The following is a 23,054-nucleotide window of genomic DNA, read 5'->3' on the forward strand; positions in this document are numbered from 1 at the left end:
CGCACCGTCTCGGGGCGTACTCAGACACGACTTGACTTCCTTCAGGCACCCCAATACTACCCCTTAGTCTTGTATTGTCCCGAGCAACTGGATGGAGTTCTTCCGGTAGAGGGCACGCGTGATCAGTCGACGCACACTCGCACTCGCTGCGGCGCTCGCGCTCGCGGGGACGCTGGCGTTCCCGTCGGCAGCAGCGCCGCTGCTCGACGGGCCGAGCGACGACGTGTCGGGAGGCGTGGAGCTGTTACCGGCCGCTGACAGCGAATACGCGACCATCGGGCCGGACGGCAAGCTAGCGCTGGATCTCACCCCGGGAGAGACCGGGTTAAATCCTGACTCGGTGACGGTGTTCGGGGACGTGTTCTACTTGCGGTACACGGGCGACCGGTACGCAGAAGTCTGGGTGACGGCGGACTCGGACGAAGTCACCTTCGAGGTAGCTGGACAGCCGGTTGACTCGCGGGCGGAGGGCGTGCGTCTTGGTACCGACGAGGCCGTACCGGTGAGCGTGCGTGTGAATACCACGGAGGGCGACTTGGATGTCGACGACATCACGGTGCACTCGCGGGTCGCGGAGCCCGAGACGGCCGACGCGATGACGGTCGACGACAAGGTCGGGCCGAACGTGCGGACGGTCGCGGCGTCCGAGGGCTCCCGACAGTTCACCGTGTTGCACGCGTCTGCGGGGGAGCCGGTGGCGCTGGACACGTCGGGGATGAGCGTCGTCGAGACAAACGTGACGCTCGAGGAGCTGTCGGTGACGCGCGCGACCGACGGCGCGCTGTCGGTCGGCGTGCGACGCGTGGGGGCCTCGTCGGCGGGGCCGCTGCCCGCGTCAGGAGCCGACGCACTCGGCGCCGTCGAGGTGACGACCAAGAGCAGCGAGCGGGAGATTCGACGCGCGACGTTCCGGTTCAGCGTCGCCGAGGACTACCTCGACGCGGTCGACACGGACGCCGGGGACCTGACGCTGTACCGGCACAGCGACGGCGAGTGGAGCGAAGTCGACGCGACGGTGGTTGGGGAGCGCGCCGGTCGCCTGTTCGTCGCGGCGGAGGCGGACGGCTTCTCGACGTTCGTGCTCGCGGCGGAGCGGCCCGCGATCGGCGTCCAGTCCGCGTCCGTCGACCCCGCGACGGCGGCCGCCGACGAACCGGTCACCGTGACCGGCGAGGTCGAGAACGCGGGCGGCGCGGCGGGCGAACGGACTGTCGCGCTCACGCTCGACGGTCGCGTGGTGGCCGAACAGGCGGTCGCCCTCGACGCGGGCGAATCGACGACAGTGACGTTCACGACCACACCGTCTCCGGGCGAGTACGACGTCGCTGTGGGGGGGACGGACGCGGGCAGCCTCGTGGTCGAAGCTGGGAGTGGGGACGGGACCACCGCCGCCAGTGGGTCTGGGGACGAGTCTGACGCGGCCGCGACCGACGGTGCCGACGAGACGCCGGTGGCGGAGCCGGCGGGCATCGACCTCCAGGCGGTCGCGGGCGTCTCGGTGATGCTCGCGCTCGTCGTCGCCACGCTCGCGCTGGTGCGGCGGCTCCCGCGGGAGTGACGTGACAGTGGGGTGGACTTTTGGCGGCGGGACGACCACTCCGCCCATGGACAGCGAGTCGGGCCGTCGACCGCCGTTCCGGGCGGCCCTGCGACGCGCCGTGCGATTGCGGGACGTCGCGCTCCTGCTGCTCGTGCCCGGGGTGCTGGTCGGCGTCTTCGCGCTCCCGCTGGACGTGCGACGGTCGCTGGCGTTCCGGTACACGGACCCGACGCTCGCGACGGCGTACACCGCGCACTTCGTCCACCTGGAGAGCTCACACCTGCTTGCGAACGTCCTGGCGTTCCTCTTGCTCGCGGGCGTCGGCTATCTGCTCGCGACTCTCGCGGGCCGCCGCCAGCTGTTCGGCACGGCGACCGCCACCTACCTGCTCGCGGTGCCGTTCGCGCTGTCGGGACTCAACCTCGCGGTGCCGCGGAACGCCGTCGGCTACGGGTTCTCGGGGGTGAACCTCGCGTTCGCGGGACTGCTTCCGCTGTTGCTCGTCGCCTACGCGCGGCGGAGACTCGACGCCCGCGTCCGTCTGCGACACGCGCCCGGCCTGTTCTTCGCCGCGCTCGCCGTCGTCGCGGTGGTGGCACTCCCCTGGTCGCCGGTGAGTGTGGGCGTTGCCGGGGTGGCCGCAGTCGCGGCGGTGGCGTACGCCGTGCCGCTCGTCCGGAGCGACGCGCCGCGGGCGTCGACCGGCGCGTCGACGGCGGGGTGGCTCGACCTGCTCGTCGTCGGTCTGGTGTTGTACCTGGCGACGCCGTTCGTCGCGTTTCCAGCGTCGCCTGGCGTCGAGGGGGGCGTGTTGAACCTGTACGCCCACCTGCTCGGGTTCTGTCTCGCGTTCGTCGCGCCGTACGTCGCTCTGGAACTCGGTCTGTTCGAAGCGACGCCGGCGCGCGCGGTGGACGCCGCGGACTGACGCCGTCCAAGGATTTATGCCTCGCTGATACGTTCACCCGTCCGACACTCGATGGATTCGCGGCGCATCCTCACGCTCGCCGGCGAGGCGCTCCTCGTCGGGATGGTGCTCGCACTCGTCGCCGGACAGGTGCTGGGCTACCCGGTGTTGCTCGGCTACGTCGAGACCGGGAGCATGTCGCCGACGATGGAGCCGGGCGACGGCTTCGTCGCCGTCCCCACCGCTGTCGACGGCGACATCGAGGAGGGCGACGTCGTGGTGTTCCGCGCCAAGGAGCTCCACGGCGGCGGCCTGACCACCCACCGGGTCGTGGGGGAGACGGAACGGGGATTCGTCACGCGGGGGGACGCGAACCCGTTCACCGACCAGGACGGCGACGAGCCACCGGTGAAGCGCGCGCAGGTCGTCGCGAAGGCGCTGGCGGTGAACGGCGAGGTGGTCGTGATTCCGAACCTCGGTACCGCCGTGATGGGCGTCCAGAACGCGGTGACCGAGACGCAGCGCACTCTCGCGAGTCTCACCGGCACGCGCTCGCTGATGGGCACCCAGGGGCTCACGTACCTCCTGTTCGCGCTGTCGGCCCTGCTCTACGTCGTCGACTTGCTCGTGAGCAGCGGCCGGGAGCGCGACAGAGAACGCTCGCGCTCTCGCGACCAGGGTATCTCACCGGGCGTCGTCGTCGCCGTGCTCGCGGGCCTGCTCGTCGTCTCCGCGACCGCGGCGATGGTCGTGCCGGCCGGCACCGAGGAGTACGGCGTCGTCAGCGCAGAGTTCGACTCCGAGAGCCCGACCACCATTCGGGCGGGCGAGTCCTCGACGTTCACGTACCGCCTCCCCAACGACGGCCTGGTGCCGGTCGTGACCTACCTCGAACCCGCCAGCGGCGGCGTCGCTGTCGAACCGGCGCGGCAGTACGTCGGCGGGCGGTCCTCGGGGAGCGCCCAGGTGACGCTGTCGGCGCCGCCCGAGACCGGCTACTATCGGCGGTACGTGGCCGAACATCGCTACCTGGCAGTGCTCCCGACGTCGCTGCTCGACGGGCTCTACCGGCTCCACCCGTGGCTCCCCATCGTCGCCATCGACGCGGTGCTCGCGGGCGGCATCGCGCTCCTCGGCCTGGGGGTGTTGCGCGGGCGCCGCGTCAGGCTCCGGCGCCGGCAGTCCAGACACGACCGGTCGCTGCTGGGCCGCATCCGTCGCCGGTTCCGGTGACCCGACCACCGGCAGTCGGTTCAGGTCACCAACAGTTCTTTGGGCCCGGATGACACAGGCGTTGGGCATGGCAGGGGACAGTCGCTGGCTGGGGATTCGGTCGTTCGCCGCGTCGTGGCTCCCGGTTCTCGTGGTCGCGCTGGCCGTCTGCGCGATGGCCGGCGGCTACGCCACGGCCACCGCCTACGCCGCGCCCGGGACCACCGAGGAGCGCCAGACGGTGACGAACTGGGCGGTCACCGCCGACTACAGCCACTCGGCGACCGTCGTGGCCGAGAACCCCGTCTTCGAGGAGGGGACCGAACTCCGGGGGCGCTCGACGTACTTCACCACCGTCACGCCGGTGCTCGACGGGACGTTCGCGGCGACCTACCGCGACACGGACGCCGACTCCGGGTCGCTGTCCGTCTCGATGAACGCCACGCTCGTCGCGCGCTCGGTGGGCGAGGAGGGCGCGGTGTTCTGGACCGAGCGCACGCCGCTGGCCGCGAACGAGACCACGCTCGACAGGGGCGAGACCGCGACCGTGGACTTCGCCGTGAACGCCAGCCGAGTGAACGACCGCGTCGCAGCGATACAGGAGTCGCTGGGCGAGACGCCGGGCAAGATAGAGACGGCGGTCGTGGTGGCCGTGAACGCCAGCGCGGCCGGCGGTGGTCCGGGCAAGTCGCTCACGCACAGCCTCCCGCTGTCCATCGGTAGCACGAGTTACACGGTGGGTCAGGCGGAGTCGACCCAGGCGGCCGCGACTACCACCCAGGTCGTCGCGGTGCCGCGGACGTACGGACCGCTGTGGACGGTCGGCGGACCGCTGCTACTCCTCGCCGGGGTAGTCGGCCTGGCGGCGCTCGCCCTCACCCACCGCCGCGCCGCGCTCGAACTGACCGACGTCGAGCGGGAGTACCTCGCGTACCGCGACGACCGTGCCGAGTTCGACGAGTGGGTCGTCCGCGCGCGCCTCCCCGAGTCAGTGCTCGACCGGGAGCGGACGGAGGCAGAGTCCCTGGCCGACGTCGTCGACTTCGCCATCGACTCCGACGTCGGCGTCGTCGAGGACACCCGGACCGGGTCGTTCTTCGCGGTCACCCCGGACCTGCTCCTCAGCTTCGACCCGCCCGAACTCGTCGACGACCCGTCACCGCTCCCGGCCGACGCCGCGGCCGAGTTCGACCTGCGGGGGGTACTCGGTCTGGCCGAGACGGCCGGAGGAACCGGAGAGGACGCTCCAACCGCGGATGCCGGCGACGACGCGGGCGGCGTCGACGGTTCGAGCGCCGACGCGAGCGAGGCAGCGGAGCGCGCCGGCGTGGTCGAACCCGAGGACTGACCGGCCCCGAACGCGGCGCTTATATTCTCCGGGTATTACTGCAGTCATATGCCAAAGATAAGCGTGGAGGTGCCCGAGGAACTCCTCGCGGACCTCGACGAGCACGTCGGGGACGACGGCAAGTTCGTGAACCGCAGCGACGCCATCCGGGCGTCCATCCGGAAGACCCTCGACGTCCTCGACGACATCGACGACCGCCACGGGAGGCTCGACGATGACGAGTGAGGAGCGCCTGGCGACTGGGCGCATCGTCCTCGTCGCCCTGTTCGTCACCGCGCTGGTGACCGCCCAGCTCACCGCCTCGAAACTCCTCATGTTCGAGTTGCCGTTCGGTCTCACGCTCCCGGTCACGGGCAGCGCGCTCGTGATGCCGGGCGCGGCGCTGGCCTACGCGCTGACGTTCTTCGCGTCGGACTGCTACTCCGAACTGTACGGCCGCCGGGCCGCCCAGGTGATGGTGAACGTCGGCTTCGCGATGACGCTCGTGATGCTCGCGCTCGTCTACACCACCATCGAGGCCCCCATCGCGCCGTTCTCCGGCGTCGGTCAGGCCGAATTCTCCCGCGTGCTCTGGTCGAGCGCGAACATCGTCGTCGGGAGCCTGCTCGCGTACGTCGTGAGCCAGAACTGGGACGTCCTCGCGTTCCACGCCATCCGCGAGCGCACCGGCGAGGACCTTCTCTGGGTGCGGAACATCGCCTCGACGGCGACCAGCCAGGCCCTCGACACGGTCATCTTCGTCACCGTCGCGTTCGCCGTCGCGCCCGCCGTCCTCGGCGTCGGCTCCGTCTACCCGACGGACCAGATTCTCTCGCTCATCGTCGGCCAGTACGTCCTCAAACTCGCCATCGCCGTCCTCGACACGCCGTTCGTCTACGCCGTGGTCGGCGCGTTCCGCGGCCGCGGCCTCGGGGCCACGCCCACTGCGGAGTAGCCTCTTCTCACGGGAGCGTCGCCCGGTTTTATCACCACGTACCGCGGAGCGCGGTACGTGACAGCAACCAGGGCACTCGCGGTCTGTACGCTGGTCGTCCTCGCCGGGTGTAGCGGCGCGCTCGGCCCGCTCGGTGGTGGGGACGGCGCCCCGTCGCCACCGCCGGGCGTCGAGGGAGGCCAGGTGAACGCCACCGTCCTCCTCGACGCGCACGTCGCGTCCCTCGACAACGAGTCGTTCACCGCGGCGCTCCCCGACGGACCGGCGGGTCAGGGCAACGCGGCCACCGCCCGCGTGAGCACGAACGGCACCGCGCGCGTCGAACAGGAGACGGCGTTCGGCGGGACGGCGAACGTCTTCGTCGCCGACGGTCGGTCGTACTGGCCGGCCGACGAGGCGGGAGCGAAGTACGTCGTCTCGAACTGGTCGGCGCGCTACGACCACTCCCCGCGGGGGCAGTACGTCGCACCGCCCGCGCTCCGTCGCGCGCTCGGTGTGGCCGACGGCCGCCCAGCACCCGCACTCTCACGGGACGGCACCGTCGAACGCGACGGCCGCACCCGCTGGCGACTCACCGTCAGCGGGTCGAACCAGACGGAGGCCGCCGGGCTGACGAACGTCCGGGGCGAGGTGCTCGCCACCGCTGAGGGCCGCGTCGTCGAGGCGTCCTACCGCTACGACCGCGGCGGAACGCCCGTCTCGCTGACCTACGAACTCTCGGCAGTCGGTGACACGCACGTCGAGCGCCCGGCCTGGGTTGACGACGCGCGCCGCCACGGCGACTACCGCGGCTTCGGCGGCGACCAGCGCCGCCTCACGGCCGACGTCCCCGTCGGCTTCTCCGGGGACTCACGCGGCCTCGTGACGCTCGTCGGCGTCCCCGAGCACGCCGACCACGGCGACGTCAGGGTGCGACCCATCGGCGTCACGGAGGACCCGCTGAGCGACGCCGTGGTCGCCTGGTACGCCCACGTGGAGGCGACGGCGTCCCACGACCACGCGTTCCTCACCTTCGAGTACAACGAGTCCCGCCTCCCGGCGAACGGCTCGGAGTCGGAACTCGAGGTCTATCGGTACTCGAAGGGGGTCGAGGAGTTCGTCGCGCTCGACGCGTCGATCGACGCCGACGAGAACGAGGCTTCGGTCCGGGTCGACGACGCCAACGGACTGTACGTCGTCTTCCACGCGCCGACGTTCGAACGCCTCCGCGAGAACCTCCGGGACTAGCGCCGTTCGGCGAACCCGAAGTTCGGCTTCACGTCAGTCACTTCGACCTCGACGGTCTCTCCCTCGTCGGCGTCGGGCACGAAGATGGTGTAGCCGTCGACCTTCGCCACGCCGTCGCCCTCGTCGCCCTCGCCGACGATGTCGACCTCGAGGCTGTCGCCCTCCTCGACGGGCGCGTCCACGCGGTTCTTCGCCACGACGTACAGTTCCGAAGAGGAGTCACGGGAGGCGTCCGGCGTGTACGTCCGGGTGAACGCGAACTCCTCCTCGACGTCCGCGAGGAACTCCTTGAAGTCCTGGCCGTCGAAGACCTTCACCGCGAAGTGGCCGCCGTCCACGAGGACCTCGCGGGCGGTGTCGAGGGCCTGCCGCGCGAGGTGGACCGAGCGCGCGTGGTCGAGGTTGTACTCTCCGGTCATGTTCGGCGCCATGTCCGAGAGGACGACGTCGACGCCGCTCGAACCCGCAGCCTGCCGAATCTGCTCGCGGGTGTCTTCTTCGGTCATGTCGCCGCGGATGGTCTGGAAGCCGGCCTCGGTGTCGATGTCGTCGATGCGCTGGAAGTCGACACCGATGACCCGTCCGCGTGCTCCGGCCTCCTCGGCGGCGACCTGCAGCCACCCGCCGGGCGCCGCGCCGAGGTCCACGACCGTCGCGCCGCCGAACAGCAGGCCGAACTCGTCGTCGATCTGCTGCAGTTTGTAGGCGGCCCGGGTCCGGTAGCCCTCCTGTTTCGACTTGTTGTAGTAGTGGTCCTTGCCGTTCCCCATGGTCAGTTCACCGCTCCGTTCCGCCCGTCTACCGCCGGCGACGCCGCGTTCATACGCAAAGGGACGCCGCCGACCCGGAAAGGCGCATCGGATGGGTCGCGCGCAGCCGACCGGCCACGAGAGGGCGTGATGTGTGAGATCCCGTCTCTCCGCGCCCATCGTCGGTTCGTCCACGAATCACTCGCGGCACCCACCGCGACGACGCCTCCCGCAACCACGAGCATTCTGGCGAATCTCGGAGCGTGTATTCCCCCGGTTGCGCTCACCACCGTGGCCTTGTGTAGCAATCCCAAACGGTTATCCTCCCCATCTGATACACTGTACCTATGTCGGCAGACCCCGACCGCATCTCTATTCTCTGCGTCGACGACAATCTCGACCTCGTCGACCTGACGGCCACCAACCTCGAACGCCACGACTCGCGGTTCTCGGTCACCACCGCAACGAGCGCCCGAGATGCACTCGAGCGGGTAGAGTCGATGGAAGTCGACTGCATCGTGAGCGACTACGAGATGCCGGAGACGAACGGCCTCGAACTGCTCGACGCCGTCCGCGATGGCACTCCCGACCTCCCGTTCATCGTCTTCACGGGGAAGGGCAGCGAGGAGATCGCCAGCGACGCCATCACCCGCGGTGCCACCGACTACCTCCAGAAAGGGGGCGGCACCGAGCAGTACGAGATTCTCGCCAACCGCGTCACGAACAGCGTCGCGAAGTACCGGCTCACGAAACAGGAACGGGCGGCCGAGAAGCGGTACCGGTCGCTGTTCGAGAACAGCCCCCTCGTCATCTGGGAGGAGGACTACTCGGCGAGCATGCAGGAGCTGGACGCGCTCACCGAGGATGTCGACGACCTCGCCGCCTACCTCGACGACCACCCCGACGTCGTTCGGCGACTGATGGCGAATATCGAGGTCATCGACGTGAACGAGAACGCCCTCGACTACTACGGGGCACCGTCGAAGGAGGTACTAATCGACAACCTGGAGCAGGTGTTCACCGACGACGCGTTCGAGACGATGCGGGACATGTGGGTGGCCCTCGCGGCCGGCGAGCGGAACTTTCGGTGGGAGACGGTCGGCCAGACCCTGGGGGGCGACCGCAAACACGAACTCATCGAAGTCCACGTCCCCGACGAGTACAGCGACGACCTCTCGCGGGTCTACGTCACGTCGATGGACATCTCCGACCGGAAAGAACAGGAGCGCGAACTCCAGGAACGGACGTCGCGGCTCGAGGAGTTCGCGAGCGTCGTCTCCCACGACCTCCGGAATCCGTTGAACGTCGCCGGGGGGCGACTCGAGATGGCGCGGAGCGAGTGCGAGAGCGAGCATCTCGGTGCCGTCGCGGAGTCACTCGACCAGATGGAGACCCTCATCGAGGAGCTGCTGGCGCTCGCGCGGAACGACGAGGCGGTGGTCGCTCCGGAACCGGTGGCGCTCCGAGCGCTGGCCGAGGAGTGCTGGCAGCACACGGAGACGGCAGACGCCACCCTCGCCCTCGAGACCGACCGCACGATTCGCGCCGACAGGCGCCGCACCCAACAGCTGCTGGAGAATCTCGTGCGGAACGCGGTCGAACACGGTGGCGAGGACGTGACCGTCACCATTGGCGACTGCGAGGACGGGTTCTACGTCGCGGACGACGGCGCCGGGATTCCGGACGGTGACGCCGAGCGAGTGCTGGTGCGTGGCTTCTCGACAGCGGCAGACGGGACGGGGCTCGGCCTGTACATCGTCACCGAGATCGTCGACAGTCACGGCTGGGACATCGCGGTGCGCGACGGCCGTGCTGGCGGGGCTCGATTCGAGATCAGTGGCGTGGACACGACCGACCCGTAACCGACTGACCGAACGACGGGCGGGTCGAGGCGGGGGTGAGGGCACGCAACGCTGCTGGGGCCCCCTCCCCGCAGCCCCTATTCTATCCTCGGCAGATGCAAGCCGGGAGCGTATGCTGGCGGAAGCCCGAGTACGACGCACTATGTCACTGGCCGAGACGGTGTCCAAGATAGACCGGCTGTCCGAGGAGGAGCGGGACTGCATCGAGATCTGCAACGAGGCCGCGGAGGTCTCGGAGTGGTGCGCCGACGAGTGTCTCGGGAGCGAGGAGATGGAGCAGTGTGCCCGTCTCTGCCGGGACATCGCGGACATCACCTCGATGCACGCCCGGTTCATGGCCCGGGGCTCGGAGTACAGCGGCCACTTCGCCGAGGCGTGCGTCGAGGCGTGTGAGGCCTGCGCGGACGAGTGCGAGAGCCACGACGCCGAGCACTGCCAGGTCACCGCGGAGGTGCTCCGGGAGTGCGCCGAGAGCTGCCGGAACATGGCGTCGTAACCGCCCCACTCGCGCTCCCCGAACAGAAGCAGAACGCGACGCGGTCCCCCCGCCACTTCTTGCAGTGGAGTTCCACCCCTCTAGTCGTACGGGGACGTCAAAACTCTCGTGACCGCCGCGTTCGTCGGCGGGTTGCTCGCTCGATTGCGGACTCTGTGGTACCGAACCCGGCCTGCCGCGATACGGGACCTCGCGTCGTTCCCCGTCAGTCGGCCTGTACGGGAACCGCAACCTCGTTCGTGCGGAGGAACGGGAGGGTGCCCGGGGAGTCGTAGCCGAGGAAGAACGGGTCGCCGGTCGGCTCGATGCCGTGCTCGTCCAGGCGCTCCAGCAGTCGCCGCTCGTTGTCGCGGATGCGGCCGACGGTCGGCCGCCAGGAGAACCCCCGGACTGCGAGCGTCCGCGCCGGCTCGGTCACGAGGGAGACGTCGGGATCGGTGGGCTCCGGCGCGGTCTCGGGCGTGTACTCGTTGGGTAGATAGAACGCCATCCGGACGTCCTCGTCGGTCGACGGTCCGTCAGCCCCGGGCAGCATCGCTGTCGGGCTGACGCGGACGGGCGCCGTCATCGGGATTCGGGCCGCCTCCATCCGGACGGGCGCGGTCATCTCGATGTTCCGCTCGCCGGCGTTCTCGTCGCTGATGTAGCCGAACAGCCGCGAGAACGCTTCCCGCCGGTCCCCGGCGGTGGTCTCGACGGCGACCGCCTCCGGGTAGCGCCGCAGTTCGACGCCGTCGAGCGCGAGTACGGTCTCGTAGTCGAGTTGCTCGGTCTGGCGGGACCGGTACGTCACGGCCGCAGAGGCGAGCGCCGCCGTGACTACGACTCCGGTGGCCGCAGCCAGGAGTCTGGTGGAGTTACGCACACGAGTCGTAGGGCTCTGAGGAGAATAAGCGTTCAGTCGGAGCGGCCCACCGGAACCCCGCGTTCCGGCGCCCGCGGCTGCGCTGATTCCACAGTCGGGTCGCGGTCGAGTCGTCAGTTCGCCGCGGCGACCGCCGACACGTCGACGGTGAGCGTCTCGCCATCGCTCGTCACCGTCAGTTCGGAGTCCACGCTCGCGTTCGCCGGCACCTCGACGGTCAGCTCGCCGTCGGCGTTCGTCTCGCCGACGACCTCGCCGTCTACGGCGACAGTGGCGTTCTCGACGGCCTCACCGTCGCCGTCGGTCACGACGACAGTCGCGTTCTCGCCCGCGGTGAACGAGCCCTCGAGCGCGACGGCGAGGTCCACCGACGCGTTCGTCCCGTCGTCGCTGTCGTCCGCCTCGCTGTCCTCGCTCTCGCCGAACTCCAGTTCGAGTTCGGCCTCACCCTCGCCGTGTTCGCTGCTCTCGACCGTGGTGGCCGTCAGTTCGAACTCCTCGACGTCGGCGGGCACCTGGACGGTCGCGGTGCCGTTCGCGTCCGTCGTGGCGACGACCTCACCGTCGACGCGAACCTCGGCGTTCGCGACGGCCTCGCCGCCCTTCGTGACCTTCACGGTCGCGTTCTCGCCGGCCGAGACGTTCCCGACGACGCTCGCGCGAAGTTCCCGCTCGCCCTTCTCGCCGTCACCGCCGACGACGTCGATGGGAACGTCGGTGCCGGACTCGCTGGCGACCGGCTTCAGGATGAACTTCCCGCCGTTGCCCGCCTCGAAGACGGTGATGTCGAAGACGAAGTTCACGTTGCCCGCGCTCGTCACCTCCACGTTCTTGTTGAGGTGGAGCTTCTGGGAGGGGAGTTTGACGTTCACTTGCTCGCCGGTCTTCAGCGTGCCGTTGACCTCGCCCACGTGGACGAAGACCGTCTCGTACTCGCCCGACGGCACGCTGAGGTTGCCCAGCAGCGTGGCGTTGTCGCCCTGGAGTTCGGTCAGGTCGACGGTCCGCGAGTCGACGTCGCGCTCGACCCACTCGCCGTCAGACTCGTTGGTCTCCGTCTCTTCGACCGCTGTCTCGTTCGCCGCCGTCTCGTCACTCTCGGCCTCGTCGTCCGTGGTCTCGGTCACCGTCGTGGCGTCCGAAGACGCGTTGCCGGACGCCGCCGCGTCGCCGTCGGCCTCGGCCTTCTTGAAGCCGACGCTCGTGACGGTCACGTTCAGGTGTGCGAACTGTTCGATAGCGTTCTGCTCGTCGCTCACGTAGAACTGGACGGTGCCGCTGTCGCCGTCGCTCGTCGCGCCGGGGCTGGACGCGCCCGGTCCCGCGATGCCGCCGGCACAGCCGGCGAGCACGACCAGTGCGGCGACCAGTACGGTCGGTAGAGTGTGGCTCATTGCACTCGGGGCCAGACGCCCACGCCACGTAAAGGGGGAACGCCCTGAAGCGGAATTTCACCGCCGAGCCGCCGAATCAATCCCGATTAACGCCACTTTACTGGCCGCGTACCGTCAGCGCCTCGGTCGAGGCCGGTTCGCGCTCGGGGCGCTCGGCGCGCGACGACGCGAACGCCCTCCTGCGGTCTCGCGCGCACGCGGAACGTGGGGCTTTTTATTCCCGGATTTCGTAGCCGTTCCCATATGTTCAAGGCGATTGTGAGCGCCGACACGCTCCGGGAAACACTCGACTCCGTGAGCGTGCTGGTGGACGAGTGCAAGATCCACCTCGACGAGGACGGCATCTCCATCCGCGCCGTCGACCCCGCGAACGTCGGCATGGTCGACCTCGACCTCGGGGCCGCCGCGTTCGAGTCCTACGAGGCCGACGGCGGCATCATCGGCGTCAACCTCTCCCGACTCGAAGACATCGCGGGCATGGCCGACGCCGGCCAACTCGTCCAGCTCGAACTCGACGAGGAGACCCGCAAGCTCCACATCCAGATCGAGGGCCTCGAGTACACGCTCGCGCTCATCGACCCCGACTCCATCCGACAGGAGCCCGACATCCCGGACCTCGACCTCTCCGCGCACGTCGTCGTCGAGGGCAAAGACATCGACCGCGCCGTCCGCGCCGCCGACATGGTCTCCGACCACATCGCGCTCGGCGTCGACACCGCCGACGAACTGTTCTACGTCGACGCGGCGGGCGACACGGACGACGTCCACCTCGAACTCACCCGCGACCAGCTCATCGACCTGGAGGCGGGCGACGCCCACAGCCTGTTCAGCCTCGACTACCTCAAGGACATGAACAAGGCCATCCCGAAGGACGCGGAGGTCGAACTCGAACTCGGCGACGAGTACCCCGTCAAACTCCACTTCGACATCGCGGAAGCCCAGGGCCACGTGACGTACATGCTGGCGCCGCGGATTCAATCAGACTAACGGACCTTTTGCTGCGCTCGTTCGAGCGCTTCGCGCTCTTCACTCGCTGGCAAAAGCTACGCTAAAAGCACTCCTCCTTCGCTTCACTTCGTTCCGCTCAGTCGTCGGCCTCCGCTCACTCACTGCGTTCGTTCGCGGAGTGAACCGCGACCCTCGGGTTCTCCGAACCGCTCGGGCCGCGGATGCTCGCTCCAGTTACTGCAACAAGTGCACGCCGTTTCTGTGAATATCGCCTTGAGGGAGTAACACTTTCTAGCAGGTTTCCGTACACTCGGTTTAGATGGCGCTTCCGGTTGGAATCACTCTGAGACAAATCACCGTTCTCGGAGTCTTAGGCAGTGCTGCGACGCTCGGCCTGTCAAAATTATGGGATTGGTGGCGTGACCACGTCAAGGCTCGACGAGAGCGTGTGTATAATTGGCACCGTGATTTACAAGGCCTATTTTCTGATGTCATTTCGGTTGGTCAACGTCTCAGGGTTAGAGAGCGGACTGGAGTTGATCCCAGTGAGCTGAAGGAACTGATTCCGGTCGCGTCCGATTTGGACGCTGAGGTAACCACACCACCGTCAGGGGTGAAACGAATGGTTGACGCGGCCGTCTTCAATGATGTGCAGAAGGCTGCCGGTCTTGTGTATCATTTTGTTCATCTCTCAGAACCTGAGCAGGATGAGGAATCCGTTGCTGGGATAATGCGACATCAATACGGCCTGCTTCAGGTGTTAGATTTGGATACAGATGTAGAAATGGGGAGAGTGTTGGATGCAATCGGGGAGGTGGCTAAACCTGAGGATGTAGATGTTTCTCAAGAAGAGGCGGAACAGATTCTAAACCGGTTTGAAGAAGAGGCGAACCGCCGGATGGAAGAAGCCAATGAGATGACCGTTGATGAACTCATGCAGTTGCCTTGGGAGGAAGTTGACCAAGTGGTATCCGAGGAAGCACGTAGAGAGTTGGTGAAGTTCTCTGTTGAACAATATTATGAGAAGGCAGTGGTTGAGGTGCCGCGAAAGGCTCGAAGTAGGTTGCAGGATTCGCAGGAAAACCTGTTCGAATAGTCCCTCCCCAGACCGCTACTTACGCCCCCCGTACCACTCCTTCTCGAAGCGTTCCGCGAACTCCTCGAGGAACGCGTGGCGTTCGGCGGCGATGTCCCTCCCCGTCTCTGTGTTCATGTTCTCGTGGAGGCGCAGGAGTTTCGCGTGGAAGTGGTGGTACGTGCTCGCCGGGCCGTCGTGGTCGTCGTGGCCGTCCTTCCGGTAGGGGTCGTCGGGGTCCGGGAGCGGGCGGTCGGGATCCCAGAGGAGGTTGCCGTGGGCGCCGCCGAACTGGAACGCGCGGGCGACGCCGACGGCGCCGATGGCGTCGAGGTTGTCCGCGTCCTGGAGCACCTCGGCTTCGAGGGTCTCAGCAGTCAGCGGGTCGTCCTCGAAACTGTACTCCTCGTGGACGGCGACGCAGTGACAGATCGGGTCGACGAGTTCTGGGGGAACGTCGGCGTCCGCGAGAATCTCTCGGATTTCCGGGAGCGTCTCTTCGGGGTGCGTGAAGCCGTCGCCGCGCACGCGGTGGAGGTCGTGGACGAGCGCCGCGCCCCCGACGACGCGTGGGTCAGCGCCCTCCGCCTCGGCGATGCGGGTGCCGACGCGGTTGACGCGCCACGCGTGGTGGAGGTCGTGGCCCGAGGCGTCACCGCCGAGGTGGGCGGCCATCTCGCTCGCGACACGGTCGAACAGCGAGTCGTCACTCGTCATGCGGGAAGGTTCAGCGACGCGGCGTAAAACTCACTCGACGAGTGGGGGCCGCTCGATGGGGCGGCCGGTGTGGGTGGCCAGCACCGTCTCTCCGGCCTGCACCGTGTCGCCCTCCTCGACCACGAGGTCTTCGCGGTCGTACTCCCGTGGGAGGAGGACGTCCGCGCGACTGCCGAAGGAGACGTGGCCGATGCGGTCGCCGCGAGCGAGTTCGTCGCCGGCCTCGACGTAGGGGTGGATGCGGCGGGCGAACGCGCCCGCGATGAGCACCACCTCGAACTCGCCGCAGTCGACGCGGACGCGCTCGTTGCGGTCGGAGTCCTTGTCGAAGGCCGGGCGGTGGCCGCCCGCGCGGTGCGTGACGCTCTCGACGGTGCCGTCGAGGGGCGCGCGGTTCACGTGCACGTCGGTGACGTTCATGAACACGCCGACGCGGACGCGGCCGTCCTCTTCGCGAATCACGGACACCTTCCCATCGGCTGGCGAGACGACGCCCTCGTGTGGCGGCGTGCGCTCCGGGTCGCGGTGGAACCAGACCACGAACCCGGAGACGGCCAGCGCGAGCACGCCCCACAGCGACGACGCGGCGAGGAGCGCGAGGCCGACGACTGCCGACGGGAGCGCGTACACCCACATCCAGGAACCGCGAGCGAACATACCTGTACTACGACGGCCAGCGCCGATAGCCCTTCGGTCGGGAGCGGGGCGTTTATCGGGCCTCGCTCGCAAGGGTGTCAGCGATGAACGCGCGTCACGCTCGCTACCCGTTCCTCGGGGATGCACGCACCGCCGTCCAGGAGGCGGGCGTCGACCTCGCCCGGGTCGTCGCCGAGGAGGACGCCGTCGTCGAACGCGCCCGCGAGCGCGTCGTCGGCGCGCTCACCAGCGGCGCGGTCGGCGAGCGGGCGCGGTCGGTCCGCGTCGAACTGCTCTCCTACCCCGTCGCTCGCGTCCTCGTCTCCGTCGTGGACGAACACATCCTCGTCCGCAAGTACGCCGACGCGGAGGCGAAGGCGGCCTACGAACGATTCACCACGGACGAGTCCGACGAGTCGGAACTTCGGAGCGTCGGCGACGAGGCCAGCGTCTCCCGCGCTGAACTCCTCCGGGAGTTCGACCTCACGGACCACATACACGCCACGGGCGACGGCTACGACGTGGACGTGCCGACGTACCTCCTGCTCGCGTCCTCGCTGCGCGAGGACGGGTGGCGTCTGGTCAACCGCGCGCTCGACGACGGCCGGGTCCCCGTCAGCGACCCGGAACTCGACACGCTCCTCCGACAGGCCGTCCGCGACAGGGTGGCCGAGGGCCTCCCGCTGGACGTTCCCGACGAGATCGAGGAGGCGATGGAGGCGCCCGCGACGGCCGTCCGGGACGTGCTCGCGGACATGGACCTCACGCGGGAGATCGACACCGTCGTCCCGGAACTGTTCCCGCCGTGCATGCAACACCTCCTCGACCAGGTCCAGCGCGGCGAACACCTCGCCCACCACTCCCGGTTCGCCATCACCGCGTTCCTCGCGAACGTCGGCCTCACGACCGACGAGATCGTGGAGATCTACTCCGTCAATCCGGGGTTCGGCGAGGAGATGACGCGCTACCAGACCGACCACATCCGCGGGGAGTCCAGCCCCACCGAGTACACGGCGCCGTCGTGTGCGACGATGAAGGCGTACGGGGACTGTACCAACCCCGACGACCTCTGCGACGCCATCAACCACCCGCTGTCGTACTACGAGGCGAAACTCGACGACGAGGACGACGAGGACCTGGAGGACTGGCGCGAACGCGAAGACCGGGACGCAGAGGCCGACTAGAAGGGGGACCGCCGCACGACCGTGACCGCGAGACGCCGCCTACTCCTGTTTCGTGGAGAGCCAGAACCCGATACCGCCCATCAGCAGGATGAACGCGACGATGGCGCCGACGACGGTGTAGGCGCCGGTCGGTCCGAACTCGTCGGACGTCATCGTGCCGCCGGCGAGGAGGATGCCGATGAACACGAGGGCGGACAGGATGGCGATTCCCGCCTCGATGCGGGCGTCCAGCGACTCAGACATGGACACCGCTTTCGTCGGACCCGGGAAAAGCGCTTCGAAGCGGCGGCCGTCCGCCGGCGGCGAGGGGGCGCCGGAGCGGGTCCGACTGCCGGTTCGTTCTGCCTCAACTAGAGGGGCTGCGCACGCAAGAATACTGCGTTTTTGAGGGGTTTAGGGTGGTCGAGGGCCTGAATTACGGTATGGAATCCGCCACGCCAACCGACCAGCAGAACGCCGAGCGGGCCCGCCGCGCCCGCGAGGAGCGGATGGTCGTGCGCGCCGTCGGCGGCGGCATCTACGAGGTGGCGACGCCCTCCGGCAACGTCTACCAGGTCGACCTCGACGGCGGTCGCTGTACGTGCCCCGACCACCAGTTCCGGCAGACGCAGTGCAAGCACCTGCGCCGAGTCGCGATGGAAGTCACCGAGAACCGTGTGCCCGCGCCCGGCCAGCGGGAGGCGACCTGCGCCGACTGCCGCCAGACGTTCTTCATGGGCGAGAACACGCCCGACCCCGCGTACTGCGAGGACTGCACGTTCTCCCCCGGGGACCCCGTCGTCGACCGGGAGACGGGCAGCCTGCTCCTCGTCGTCGAGTCGAGCGGGGACCGTGCGAGCGAGGTCCGCATCGCCGACCGCGGCTGGTCCGTCGCCGAGCACTATTCGAACCAGGGGTACGACCCCGAAGACAGAGTCGTCGACGTGCTCTACCCGCTCGACCGCGGCGTCTCGCCCGAGGACATCTCGCCGCGGGACCTCAAACGCTACTCGTTCCCGCGGGGCCGCCTGCGCCGCCCGACCGAGCGGCTCAGTAGTCGTCGAGACCAGTTCGTTCCGGCCCGCCAGTGAGTTCCTCGATGTCCGTCCCGTCTTCGAGGGCCTTCTCCTTCTTCACGCGATAGCTGCCGGCGTCCGTCGTGTGGAGGTCCGCGGGGTGGAAGAAGTACCAGTCCTCGCGGTCGAAGCGCACGCCGATGCGGGGTTTCGCGCCGAAGTTCCGCGCGAAGTAGACGAGCGCCTCGACCTCCTCGCCCGTGAGGTAGATGGGGTCGCCCGCGCTCGACTTCGCCTCGATGGCGTAGAAGACGTCACTGTCGCCCGCGAGCACGTCCGGGAGTTCGCGCTCTGTCGCGCTGCCGCTGGCCGGCGCCCGCATCACGGCGAACCCGCGCTCGTCGAGCGCGTTCACCAGCTGGCGCTCCCGCCGGTTCCCTTTCTCGTTGGAGTTAGACATCGCCGCCCTCCCTGCTCGCAGTCATACACCGGCATATGCAGCGGGGGGATAGGAGGCTTGCGCCACGCGCAGGGGAACTTTTGGACGCCCGCCCCGTATTCGAACTGTCATGGGCGACGGCTCCGGCGCGTCGACGGGCGAGCAGACGTCCTCCACCGGGATTCTCACGCAGGAGCTCCGGGAGGGCCTGAACGAACTCGAGCGACCGGCCGACGGCCTCGCGCTCTCCGGCCTCTCGGCGGGCCTCGACATCGGGTTCGGGCCGCTGTTGATGGCCGTGCTGGTCGCGCTCGCCGCGGGCGAGTGGGGCGAACCGGTGCTCGAGATAGCGCTCGCGAACGCGTACGCCGTCGGCTTCGTCTTCGTCGTCATCGGCCGCTCGGAGCTGTTCACCGAGCACACGACGCTCGCCGTCCTCCCGGTGCTCGACGGCCGGGCCAGCTGGCGATCGCTCGCCCGCCTCTGGAGCATCGTGTTCGCCACGAACATCTCCGGGGGTGTCGTCTTCGCGGCGCTCGCTGTGGCCATCGCGCCCGGATACGGCATCGCCGACGCCGCGGCGTTCGAGGCGGTCGCCGAGCCGCTGGTCGCCCACGGGCCCGTGGCGCTGTTCGCCGGCGCCGTGCTCGCGGGCTGGCTGATGGGGCTGATGACCTGGCTGGTGGCGGCCGCCCAGGAGACCATCAGCCGCGCGTTCTTCGTCTGGCTGGTCGCCGCCACCATCGGCATCGCGCACCTCCCGCACTGCGTCGCAGGCAGCGTGGAGGTGCTGTTCGGCGTGTTCTCGGGCGCCGTCGCTCCCGCGGGCTACGCGCGGTTCCTCGGACTCTCGACGGCGGGGAACCTGCTCGGTGGCGTGGTGTTCGTCTCCCTCCTGAAGTACGGCCACGTCGTCCGCGGTGGCGACTGACCGCCCTCCGCGGCGGCCGAGCGCGGTCCTGGGGTCTCCGGCACCGCCCGCCGACCGCGCCAGCAGTAGAACTCGTGGTTACGTCCCGTGCCGCCAGCTGCTCATGTAGTCGGCCTGCTCGTCGGTGAGTTCGTCGAGTTCGATGCCCTCGGCGTCGAGTTTGATCTCCGCGAGTTCGCGGTCGAGGTCGTCCGGGACCTCGTGGACGCCGGCAGCGTAGTCGCCGCCGTTCTCGACGAGTTCGCGCACGCAGACCGCCTGCACGCCGAACGACTGGTCCATCACTTCGACCGGGTGGCCGAGGCTGACGGGCGTCGCGAGGTTGACGAGGCGGCCCTCGGCGAGCACGTTGATGCGGCGGCCGTCGTCCATGCGGTACTCGCGGACGCCGTCGCGGACCTCACGCTCCGAGTCGGCGATGTCCGACAGCGCGTCGAGGTCGATCTCGATGTCGAAGTGGCCGGCGTTGGCGAGGACGGCGCCGTCGGCCATTTTATCGAAGTGCTCCTCGACGATGACGTCGCGGTTGCCCGTGGTGGTGACGAAGATGTCGCCGACTTCCGCAGCCTCGTCCATCGACATCACGTCGTAGCCCTCCATGTGGGCCTCGAGCGCGCGCCGCGGGTCGATTTCGGTGACGATGACGTCGGCGTTCTGGCCCGCGGCCTTCTTCGCGACGCCCTTCCCGCACTGGCCGTAACCCGCGACGACGACGTCCTTGCCCGCCCACGCGAGGTTCGTCGTCATGGCGATGGAGGCCAGGGAGGACTCGCCCGTGCCGTGGACGTTGTCGAAGAGCTGCTTCATCGGCGTGTCGTTGACGGCGAAGACTGGGTAGTCGAGGGCGCCGTCGTCGTCCATCGAGCGGAGGCGGTGGACGCCCGTGGTGGTCTCCTCGGTGCCACCGACGATGGTGTCGATGAGCTCGGGGTGTTCCTCGTGGACGCGGAAGACGAGGTCGCCGCCGTCGTCGACCGTGACGGTCGGGTCGTGGGCGAGGACCGCGTCGATGGCCTCGTAGTACGCCCCGTCGTCGACGCCGTGGACGGCGTAGCTCGTGATATCGTCGTTGGCGTCGAGCGCGGCGCTCACGTCGTCGTGGGTCGACAGCGGGTTGCAGCCCGTGATGGCGACCTCGGCGCCGGCGTCGGCCATCGTCTCCACGAGCGCGGCGGTCTTCGCCTCGACGTGGAGCGCCATCCCGACCGTCTCGCCCGCGAGTGGCTGGTTCTCGACGAACTCCTCGCGGAGCGCGGTGAGAATCGGCATGTGTTCGAACGCCCAGTCGATCTTCTTCCGCCCGGACTCCCGGGCGACCTCGACGTCGTCGAGGGTCTCGCTGACCGGCGGCGCAGTTGTCATACGAACGGAGACGGCGACCGAACCCAAAACGCTACCGAAGCCGTCAGCGCCGACCGATTACGTCCCGTGGTGGCGACGCTGTCGCTGGTCTACGCGTCGGGTCGGTCGGGTGAGCCGGCACCGCCGCTCAGCTACCAACGAAGAAAGCTCGCGACGCTACGGCGGTCCGTTCCCGTTGCCGTTACCGCCACCGTTCCCATTGCCGCCACCGTTGCCGCCGCCGTTACCGTTGTTTCCGCCACCGTTTCCGTTGTTACCGTTCGCCTGCCCGTCGTTTTCGCCGTTCGCGTCGGCTCCGTCGGAGTCGTCATCGTCGTCCTTCGGGCCCGCGTCGACGTGGTCCGGGCGCTGGTCGGCGCCGGGGTTGTTGTCGACGACGAACGCGGCCACGGTCTGCCCGCTCATGTTGCCATCCTCCTGCAGCGAGGCGACGAAGGCGGAGACCCGCGCGCCGAACGTGTCGAGTTCCTCGGTGTCGTTCTCCTCGGTCTCGTTGGTCGGCGCGACGAGGTCGAGCGTGGTCGACGCCGTCGAGTTGTTTGCCGACGCCGTCACCGAGACGCTGACGTTCTGCTCGGGTGCCACCAGCCCGACCGTGCCGTTCTCGTCGGTGACGTAGTCACCGCTGCCGGCGTACGTCGAGTTGTTCAGTGCTTCGACGGTGACTGACGCGTTCGCCACCGCGGACCCGTTCTCGGTCACCGTCACCGTGACGGTGCCGTCCGTCGCCTGGTCGCCGCTGACCGCCAGTGCGTCGGCCGCCATCGCTCCACCCGGAACGACGGCGACGGCTGCGACGACCAGCGCGACGACCAGTAGTGTGTGCCCTGTTTTCCTCATTACGACTGGATAGTTACCAGCAGCACCGGTATAAGGTTGCTGGCCGATTCGGAGCCAGGGCCAGAAATCCGGCTGTTCGGCGCCGCTACTACGCTCTCTCGGCGACGGTGGCGGCGCGGGCCGCCGCGCGTTCCCGCACGGCGGCCTCGTCGAGGGGCAGCACCTCGCGGTCCCGCAGCAGCACCTCGCCATCGCAGACGGTGTGGCGGACGTCGCTCCCGGTCGCGGCGTACGCGAGGTGGGAGACGTAGTCGTGGACCGGCGTGAGGTGGGGCGCCGAGAAGTCGACGACCGCGAGGTCCGCGTTCGCCCCCGCCTCGATGCGCCCGCTGTCGAACCCGAGCGCTCGCGCTCCACCTGCGGTCGCCATCTCGACGGCCGCCTCCGCGGGCACCGCGGCGGCGTCACCGGTCGCGAGTTTGCCGAGCATCGCGGCGTCCCGCAACTCGTCGAAGAGGTCGAGGTCGTTGTTCGACGCCGCGCCGTCCGTGCCGAGCGCGACGGTCACACCGGCGTCCCGCATCGCCTGGACGGGCGCCATCCCGGACGCGAGTTTCATGTTCGACGCCGGGCAGTGGACGACGCTCGCCCCGCGCTCGGCGAGCAACTCGATTTCGTCGGCGTCGGTGTGGACCCCGTGCGCGAGGAAGTCCTCGGGCTCGAGCAGGCCGACGTCGTCGGCGTACTCGAGGGGGCGCACGCCGCGCTCGTCGACGATGGGGTCGACCTCGTCGGTCGTCTCGTTCGCGTGGAAGTGGACCGGGACGCCCGCCTCGCGGGCCTGCCCGACGAACTCCCGGAGGTACTCCTCGCCGACGGTCGTGAGGCTGTGGGGCATGTACGCTGTGCGGATGCGGCCGTCTGCCGCGCCGTCGAACTCCCGCGCCACCTCGACGCTCTCCTCGTTGTCGGCGACGGCGTCTCCCTCGTCCTTCCCGACGGTGACGGCGCCGTGGCCGAGTCGCGCCCGCACGCCCGCCGTCTCGACGGCCGCCGCGACCTCCGGGACGTGGAAGTACATGTCCGCGAACGCCGTCGTCCCCGACTTGAGCATCTCGACGAGCGCGAGCTCTGTCCCCGCTCGCACGTCCTCGGCGCCCAGTTCGGCCTCCGCCGGCCAGATGTCCTCCTGCAGCCACGCCCCCAGCGGTTTGTCGTCGGCGTACCCCCGCAGCAGCGTCATCGCCGCGTGGCAGTGAGCGTTCACCAGCCCGGGCATCACGAGACAGCCCTCGGCGTCCAGTTGTTCGTCGCCCTCCGCGACGACCCCTACGTCGAGAATCTCGCCCGCGTCCTGGTCGACGAGTACGTCTCCCTCTGCGACCGAGAAGTCCGGCTGCAGGACTCGCCCGCCCGCGACTCGCAGTGTGGTCATGGTGCGGGGTTCGGCGCT

Annotated in this window: 24 protein-coding genes; 14 read left to right on the plus strand and 10 right to left on the minus strand. The window is 68.7% G+C overall.

Annotation, left to right across the window (positions count from 1 at the left end; genetic code table 11):
* Positions 1–118 precede the first annotated feature (118 nt).
* The 7 genes from HALDL1_02120 to HALDL1_02150 all read left to right on the plus strand — a co-directional run bounded on the left by HALDL1_02120 (position 119) and on the right by HALDL1_02150 (position 7,168).
* Positions 119–1,558 (plus strand): hypothetical protein, encoded by a 1,440-nt coding sequence (locus HALDL1_02120; protein ID AHG05083.1) that lies wholly within the window; start codon positions 119–121, stop codon positions 1,556–1,558.
* Between the two features lie 46 nt (positions 1,559–1,604).
* Positions 1,605–2,468, plus strand: a complete 864-nt coding sequence (locus HALDL1_02125) for a hypothetical protein (protein ID AHG05084.1) — start codon at positions 1,605–1,607, stop codon at positions 2,466–2,468.
* A gap of 51 nt (positions 2,469–2,519) precedes the next feature.
* A complete protein-coding gene (locus HALDL1_02130; GenBank protein AHG02559.1) occupies positions 2,520–3,680 on the plus strand; it encodes a signal peptidase in 1,161 nt (386 codons plus the stop codon).
* A gap of 67 nt (positions 3,681–3,747) precedes the next feature.
* On the plus strand, positions 3,748–5,007 hold the full coding sequence (locus tag HALDL1_02135) for a hypothetical protein (protein AHG05085.1): 1,260 nt from the start codon (positions 3,748–3,750) through the stop codon (positions 5,005–5,007).
* A 48-nt stretch (positions 5,008–5,055) separates the two neighbouring features.
* Entirely contained in the window at positions 5,056–5,232 is a 177-nt protein-coding gene (locus HALDL1_02140) for a CopG family transcriptional regulator (GenBank protein ID AHG02560.1), read from the plus strand.
* Positions 5,222–5,941: a hypothetical protein gene (locus HALDL1_02145; protein AHG02561.1), complete on the plus strand. Its 720-nt coding sequence runs from the start codon at positions 5,222–5,224 to the stop codon at positions 5,939–5,941. The genes HALDL1_02140 and HALDL1_02145 overlap by 11 nt, the downstream gene beginning before the upstream one ends.
* 57 nt (positions 5,942–5,998) lie before the next feature.
* A complete protein-coding gene (locus HALDL1_02150) occupies positions 5,999–7,168 on the plus strand; it encodes a hypothetical protein (GenBank protein AHG05086.1) in 1,170 nt (389 codons plus the stop codon).
* Here HALDL1_02150 and rrmJ read toward each other — a convergent pair.
* Complete coding sequence (gene rrmJ / locus HALDL1_02155) at positions 7,165–7,938, minus strand: 23S rRNA methyltransferase (protein ID AHG02562.1); 774 nt, start codon at positions 7,936–7,938, stop codon at positions 7,165–7,167. The genes HALDL1_02150 and rrmJ overlap by 4 nt on opposite strands.
* Before the next feature lie 326 nt (positions 7,939–8,264).
* On the opposite strand from rrmJ, the gene HALDL1_02160 reads away from it, so the two are divergent.
* Positions 8,265–9,779 (plus strand): hypothetical protein, encoded by a 1,515-nt coding sequence (locus HALDL1_02160; GenBank protein AHG05087.1) that lies wholly within the window; start codon positions 8,265–8,267, stop codon positions 9,777–9,779.
* Between the two features lie 142 nt (positions 9,780–9,921).
* Positions 9,922–10,275 carry a hypothetical protein gene (locus tag HALDL1_02165; protein ID AHG02563.1) on the plus strand — a complete coding sequence of 118 codons (354 nt, stop codon included), beginning with the start codon at positions 9,922–9,924 and terminating at the stop codon, positions 10,273–10,275.
* 205 nt (positions 10,276–10,480) lie between these two features.
* Here the strand turns inward: HALDL1_02165 and HALDL1_02170 are convergent, their stop codons facing one another.
* Both HALDL1_02170 and HALDL1_02175 read right to left on the minus strand, forming a co-directional pair.
* On the minus strand, positions 10,481–11,140 hold the full coding sequence (locus tag HALDL1_02170; GenBank protein ID AHG02564.1) for a heme-binding protein: 660 nt from the start codon (positions 11,138–11,140) through the stop codon (positions 10,481–10,483).
* Between the two features lie 113 nt (positions 11,141–11,253).
* On the minus strand, positions 11,254–12,534 hold the full coding sequence (locus tag HALDL1_02175; GenBank protein AHG02565.1) for an FAD/FMN-dependent dehydrogenase: 1,281 nt from the start codon (positions 12,532–12,534) through the stop codon (positions 11,254–11,256).
* 243 nt (positions 12,535–12,777) lie between these two features.
* On the opposite strand from HALDL1_02175, the gene HALDL1_02180 reads away from it, so the two are divergent.
* Both HALDL1_02180 and HALDL1_02185 read left to right on the plus strand, forming a co-directional pair.
* Positions 12,778–13,521, plus strand: a complete 744-nt coding sequence (locus HALDL1_02180) for a DNA polymerase (protein ID AHG02566.1) — start codon at positions 12,778–12,780, stop codon at positions 13,519–13,521.
* Between the two features lie 583 nt (positions 13,522–14,104).
* On the plus strand, positions 14,105–14,578 hold the full coding sequence (locus tag HALDL1_02185) for a hypothetical protein (GenBank protein ID AHG05088.1): 474 nt from the start codon (positions 14,105–14,107) through the stop codon (positions 14,576–14,578).
* Positions 14,579–14,593: 15 nt separating this feature from the next.
* On the opposite strand, the gene HALDL1_02190 is transcribed toward HALDL1_02185, so the two are convergent.
* Entirely contained in the window at positions 14,594–15,274 is a 681-nt protein-coding gene (locus HALDL1_02190) for a phosphohydrolase (GenBank protein AHG02567.1), read from the minus strand.
* A 30-nt stretch (positions 15,275–15,304) separates the two neighbouring features.
* On the minus strand, positions 15,305–15,931 hold the full coding sequence (locus tag HALDL1_02195; protein AHG02568.1) for a phosphatidylserine decarboxylase: 627 nt from the start codon (positions 15,929–15,931) through the stop codon (positions 15,305–15,307).
* A gap of 83 nt (positions 15,932–16,014) precedes the next feature.
* On the opposite strand from HALDL1_02195, the gene HALDL1_02200 reads away from it, so the two are divergent.
* Positions 16,015–17,094: a DNA primase gene (locus tag HALDL1_02200; GenBank protein ID AHG02569.1), complete on the plus strand. Its 1,080-nt coding sequence runs from the start codon at positions 16,015–16,017 to the stop codon at positions 17,092–17,094.
* A gap of 39 nt (positions 17,095–17,133) precedes the next feature.
* On the opposite strand, the gene HALDL1_02205 is transcribed toward HALDL1_02200, so the two are convergent.
* Positions 17,134–17,337 carry a hypothetical protein gene (locus HALDL1_02205; GenBank protein ID AHG02570.1) on the minus strand — a complete coding sequence of 68 codons (204 nt, stop codon included), beginning with the start codon at positions 17,335–17,337 and terminating at the stop codon, positions 17,134–17,136.
* 179 nt (positions 17,338–17,516) lie between these two features.
* On the opposite strand from HALDL1_02205, the gene HALDL1_02210 reads away from it, so the two are divergent.
* Entirely contained in the window at positions 17,517–18,164 is a 648-nt protein-coding gene (locus HALDL1_02210) for a swim zinc finger-containing protein (GenBank protein ID AHG02571.1), read from the plus strand.
* Here HALDL1_02210 and HALDL1_02215 read toward each other — a convergent pair.
* Positions 18,124–18,549, minus strand: coding sequence for a nucleoid-structuring protein H-NS (locus HALDL1_02215; GenBank protein AHG02572.1), 426 nt, complete (start codon positions 18,547–18,549; stop codon positions 18,124–18,126). The genes HALDL1_02210 and HALDL1_02215 overlap by 41 nt on opposite strands.
* A 109-nt stretch (positions 18,550–18,658) precedes the next feature.
* Between HALDL1_02215 and HALDL1_02220 the strand changes: the two genes are divergently transcribed.
* Positions 18,659–19,459 carry a formate transporter gene (locus HALDL1_02220; protein AHG02573.1) on the plus strand — a complete coding sequence of 267 codons (801 nt, stop codon included), beginning with the start codon at positions 18,659–18,661 and terminating at the stop codon, positions 19,457–19,459.
* 78 nt (positions 19,460–19,537) lie between these two features.
* Here the strand turns inward: HALDL1_02220 and HALDL1_02225 are convergent, their stop codons facing one another.
* The 3 genes from HALDL1_02225 to HALDL1_02235 form a co-directional block, all read right to left on the minus strand.
* The gene (locus HALDL1_02225; protein AHG02574.1) at positions 19,538–20,821 is read right to left on the minus strand and encodes an S-adenosyl-L-homocysteine hydrolase; all 1,284 of its coding nucleotides are present in this window, start codon (positions 20,819–20,821) and stop codon (positions 19,538–19,540) included.
* Between the two features lie 156 nt (positions 20,822–20,977).
* On the minus strand, positions 20,978–21,661 hold the full coding sequence (locus HALDL1_02230; GenBank protein AHG02575.1) for a hypothetical protein: 684 nt from the start codon (positions 21,659–21,661) through the stop codon (positions 20,978–20,980).
* An 88-nt stretch (positions 21,662–21,749) separates the two neighbouring features.
* Positions 21,750–23,036, minus strand: coding sequence for an S-adenosylhomocysteine deaminase (locus HALDL1_02235; GenBank protein AHG02576.1), 1,287 nt, complete (start codon positions 23,034–23,036; stop codon positions 21,750–21,752).
* Between the last annotated feature and the right edge of the window lie 18 nt (positions 23,037–23,054).

It is taken from the genome of Halobacterium sp. DL1 (assembly GCA_000230955.3).
Classification (GTDB): Archaea; Halobacteriota; Halobacteria; order Halobacteriales; family Halobacteriaceae; genus Halobacterium.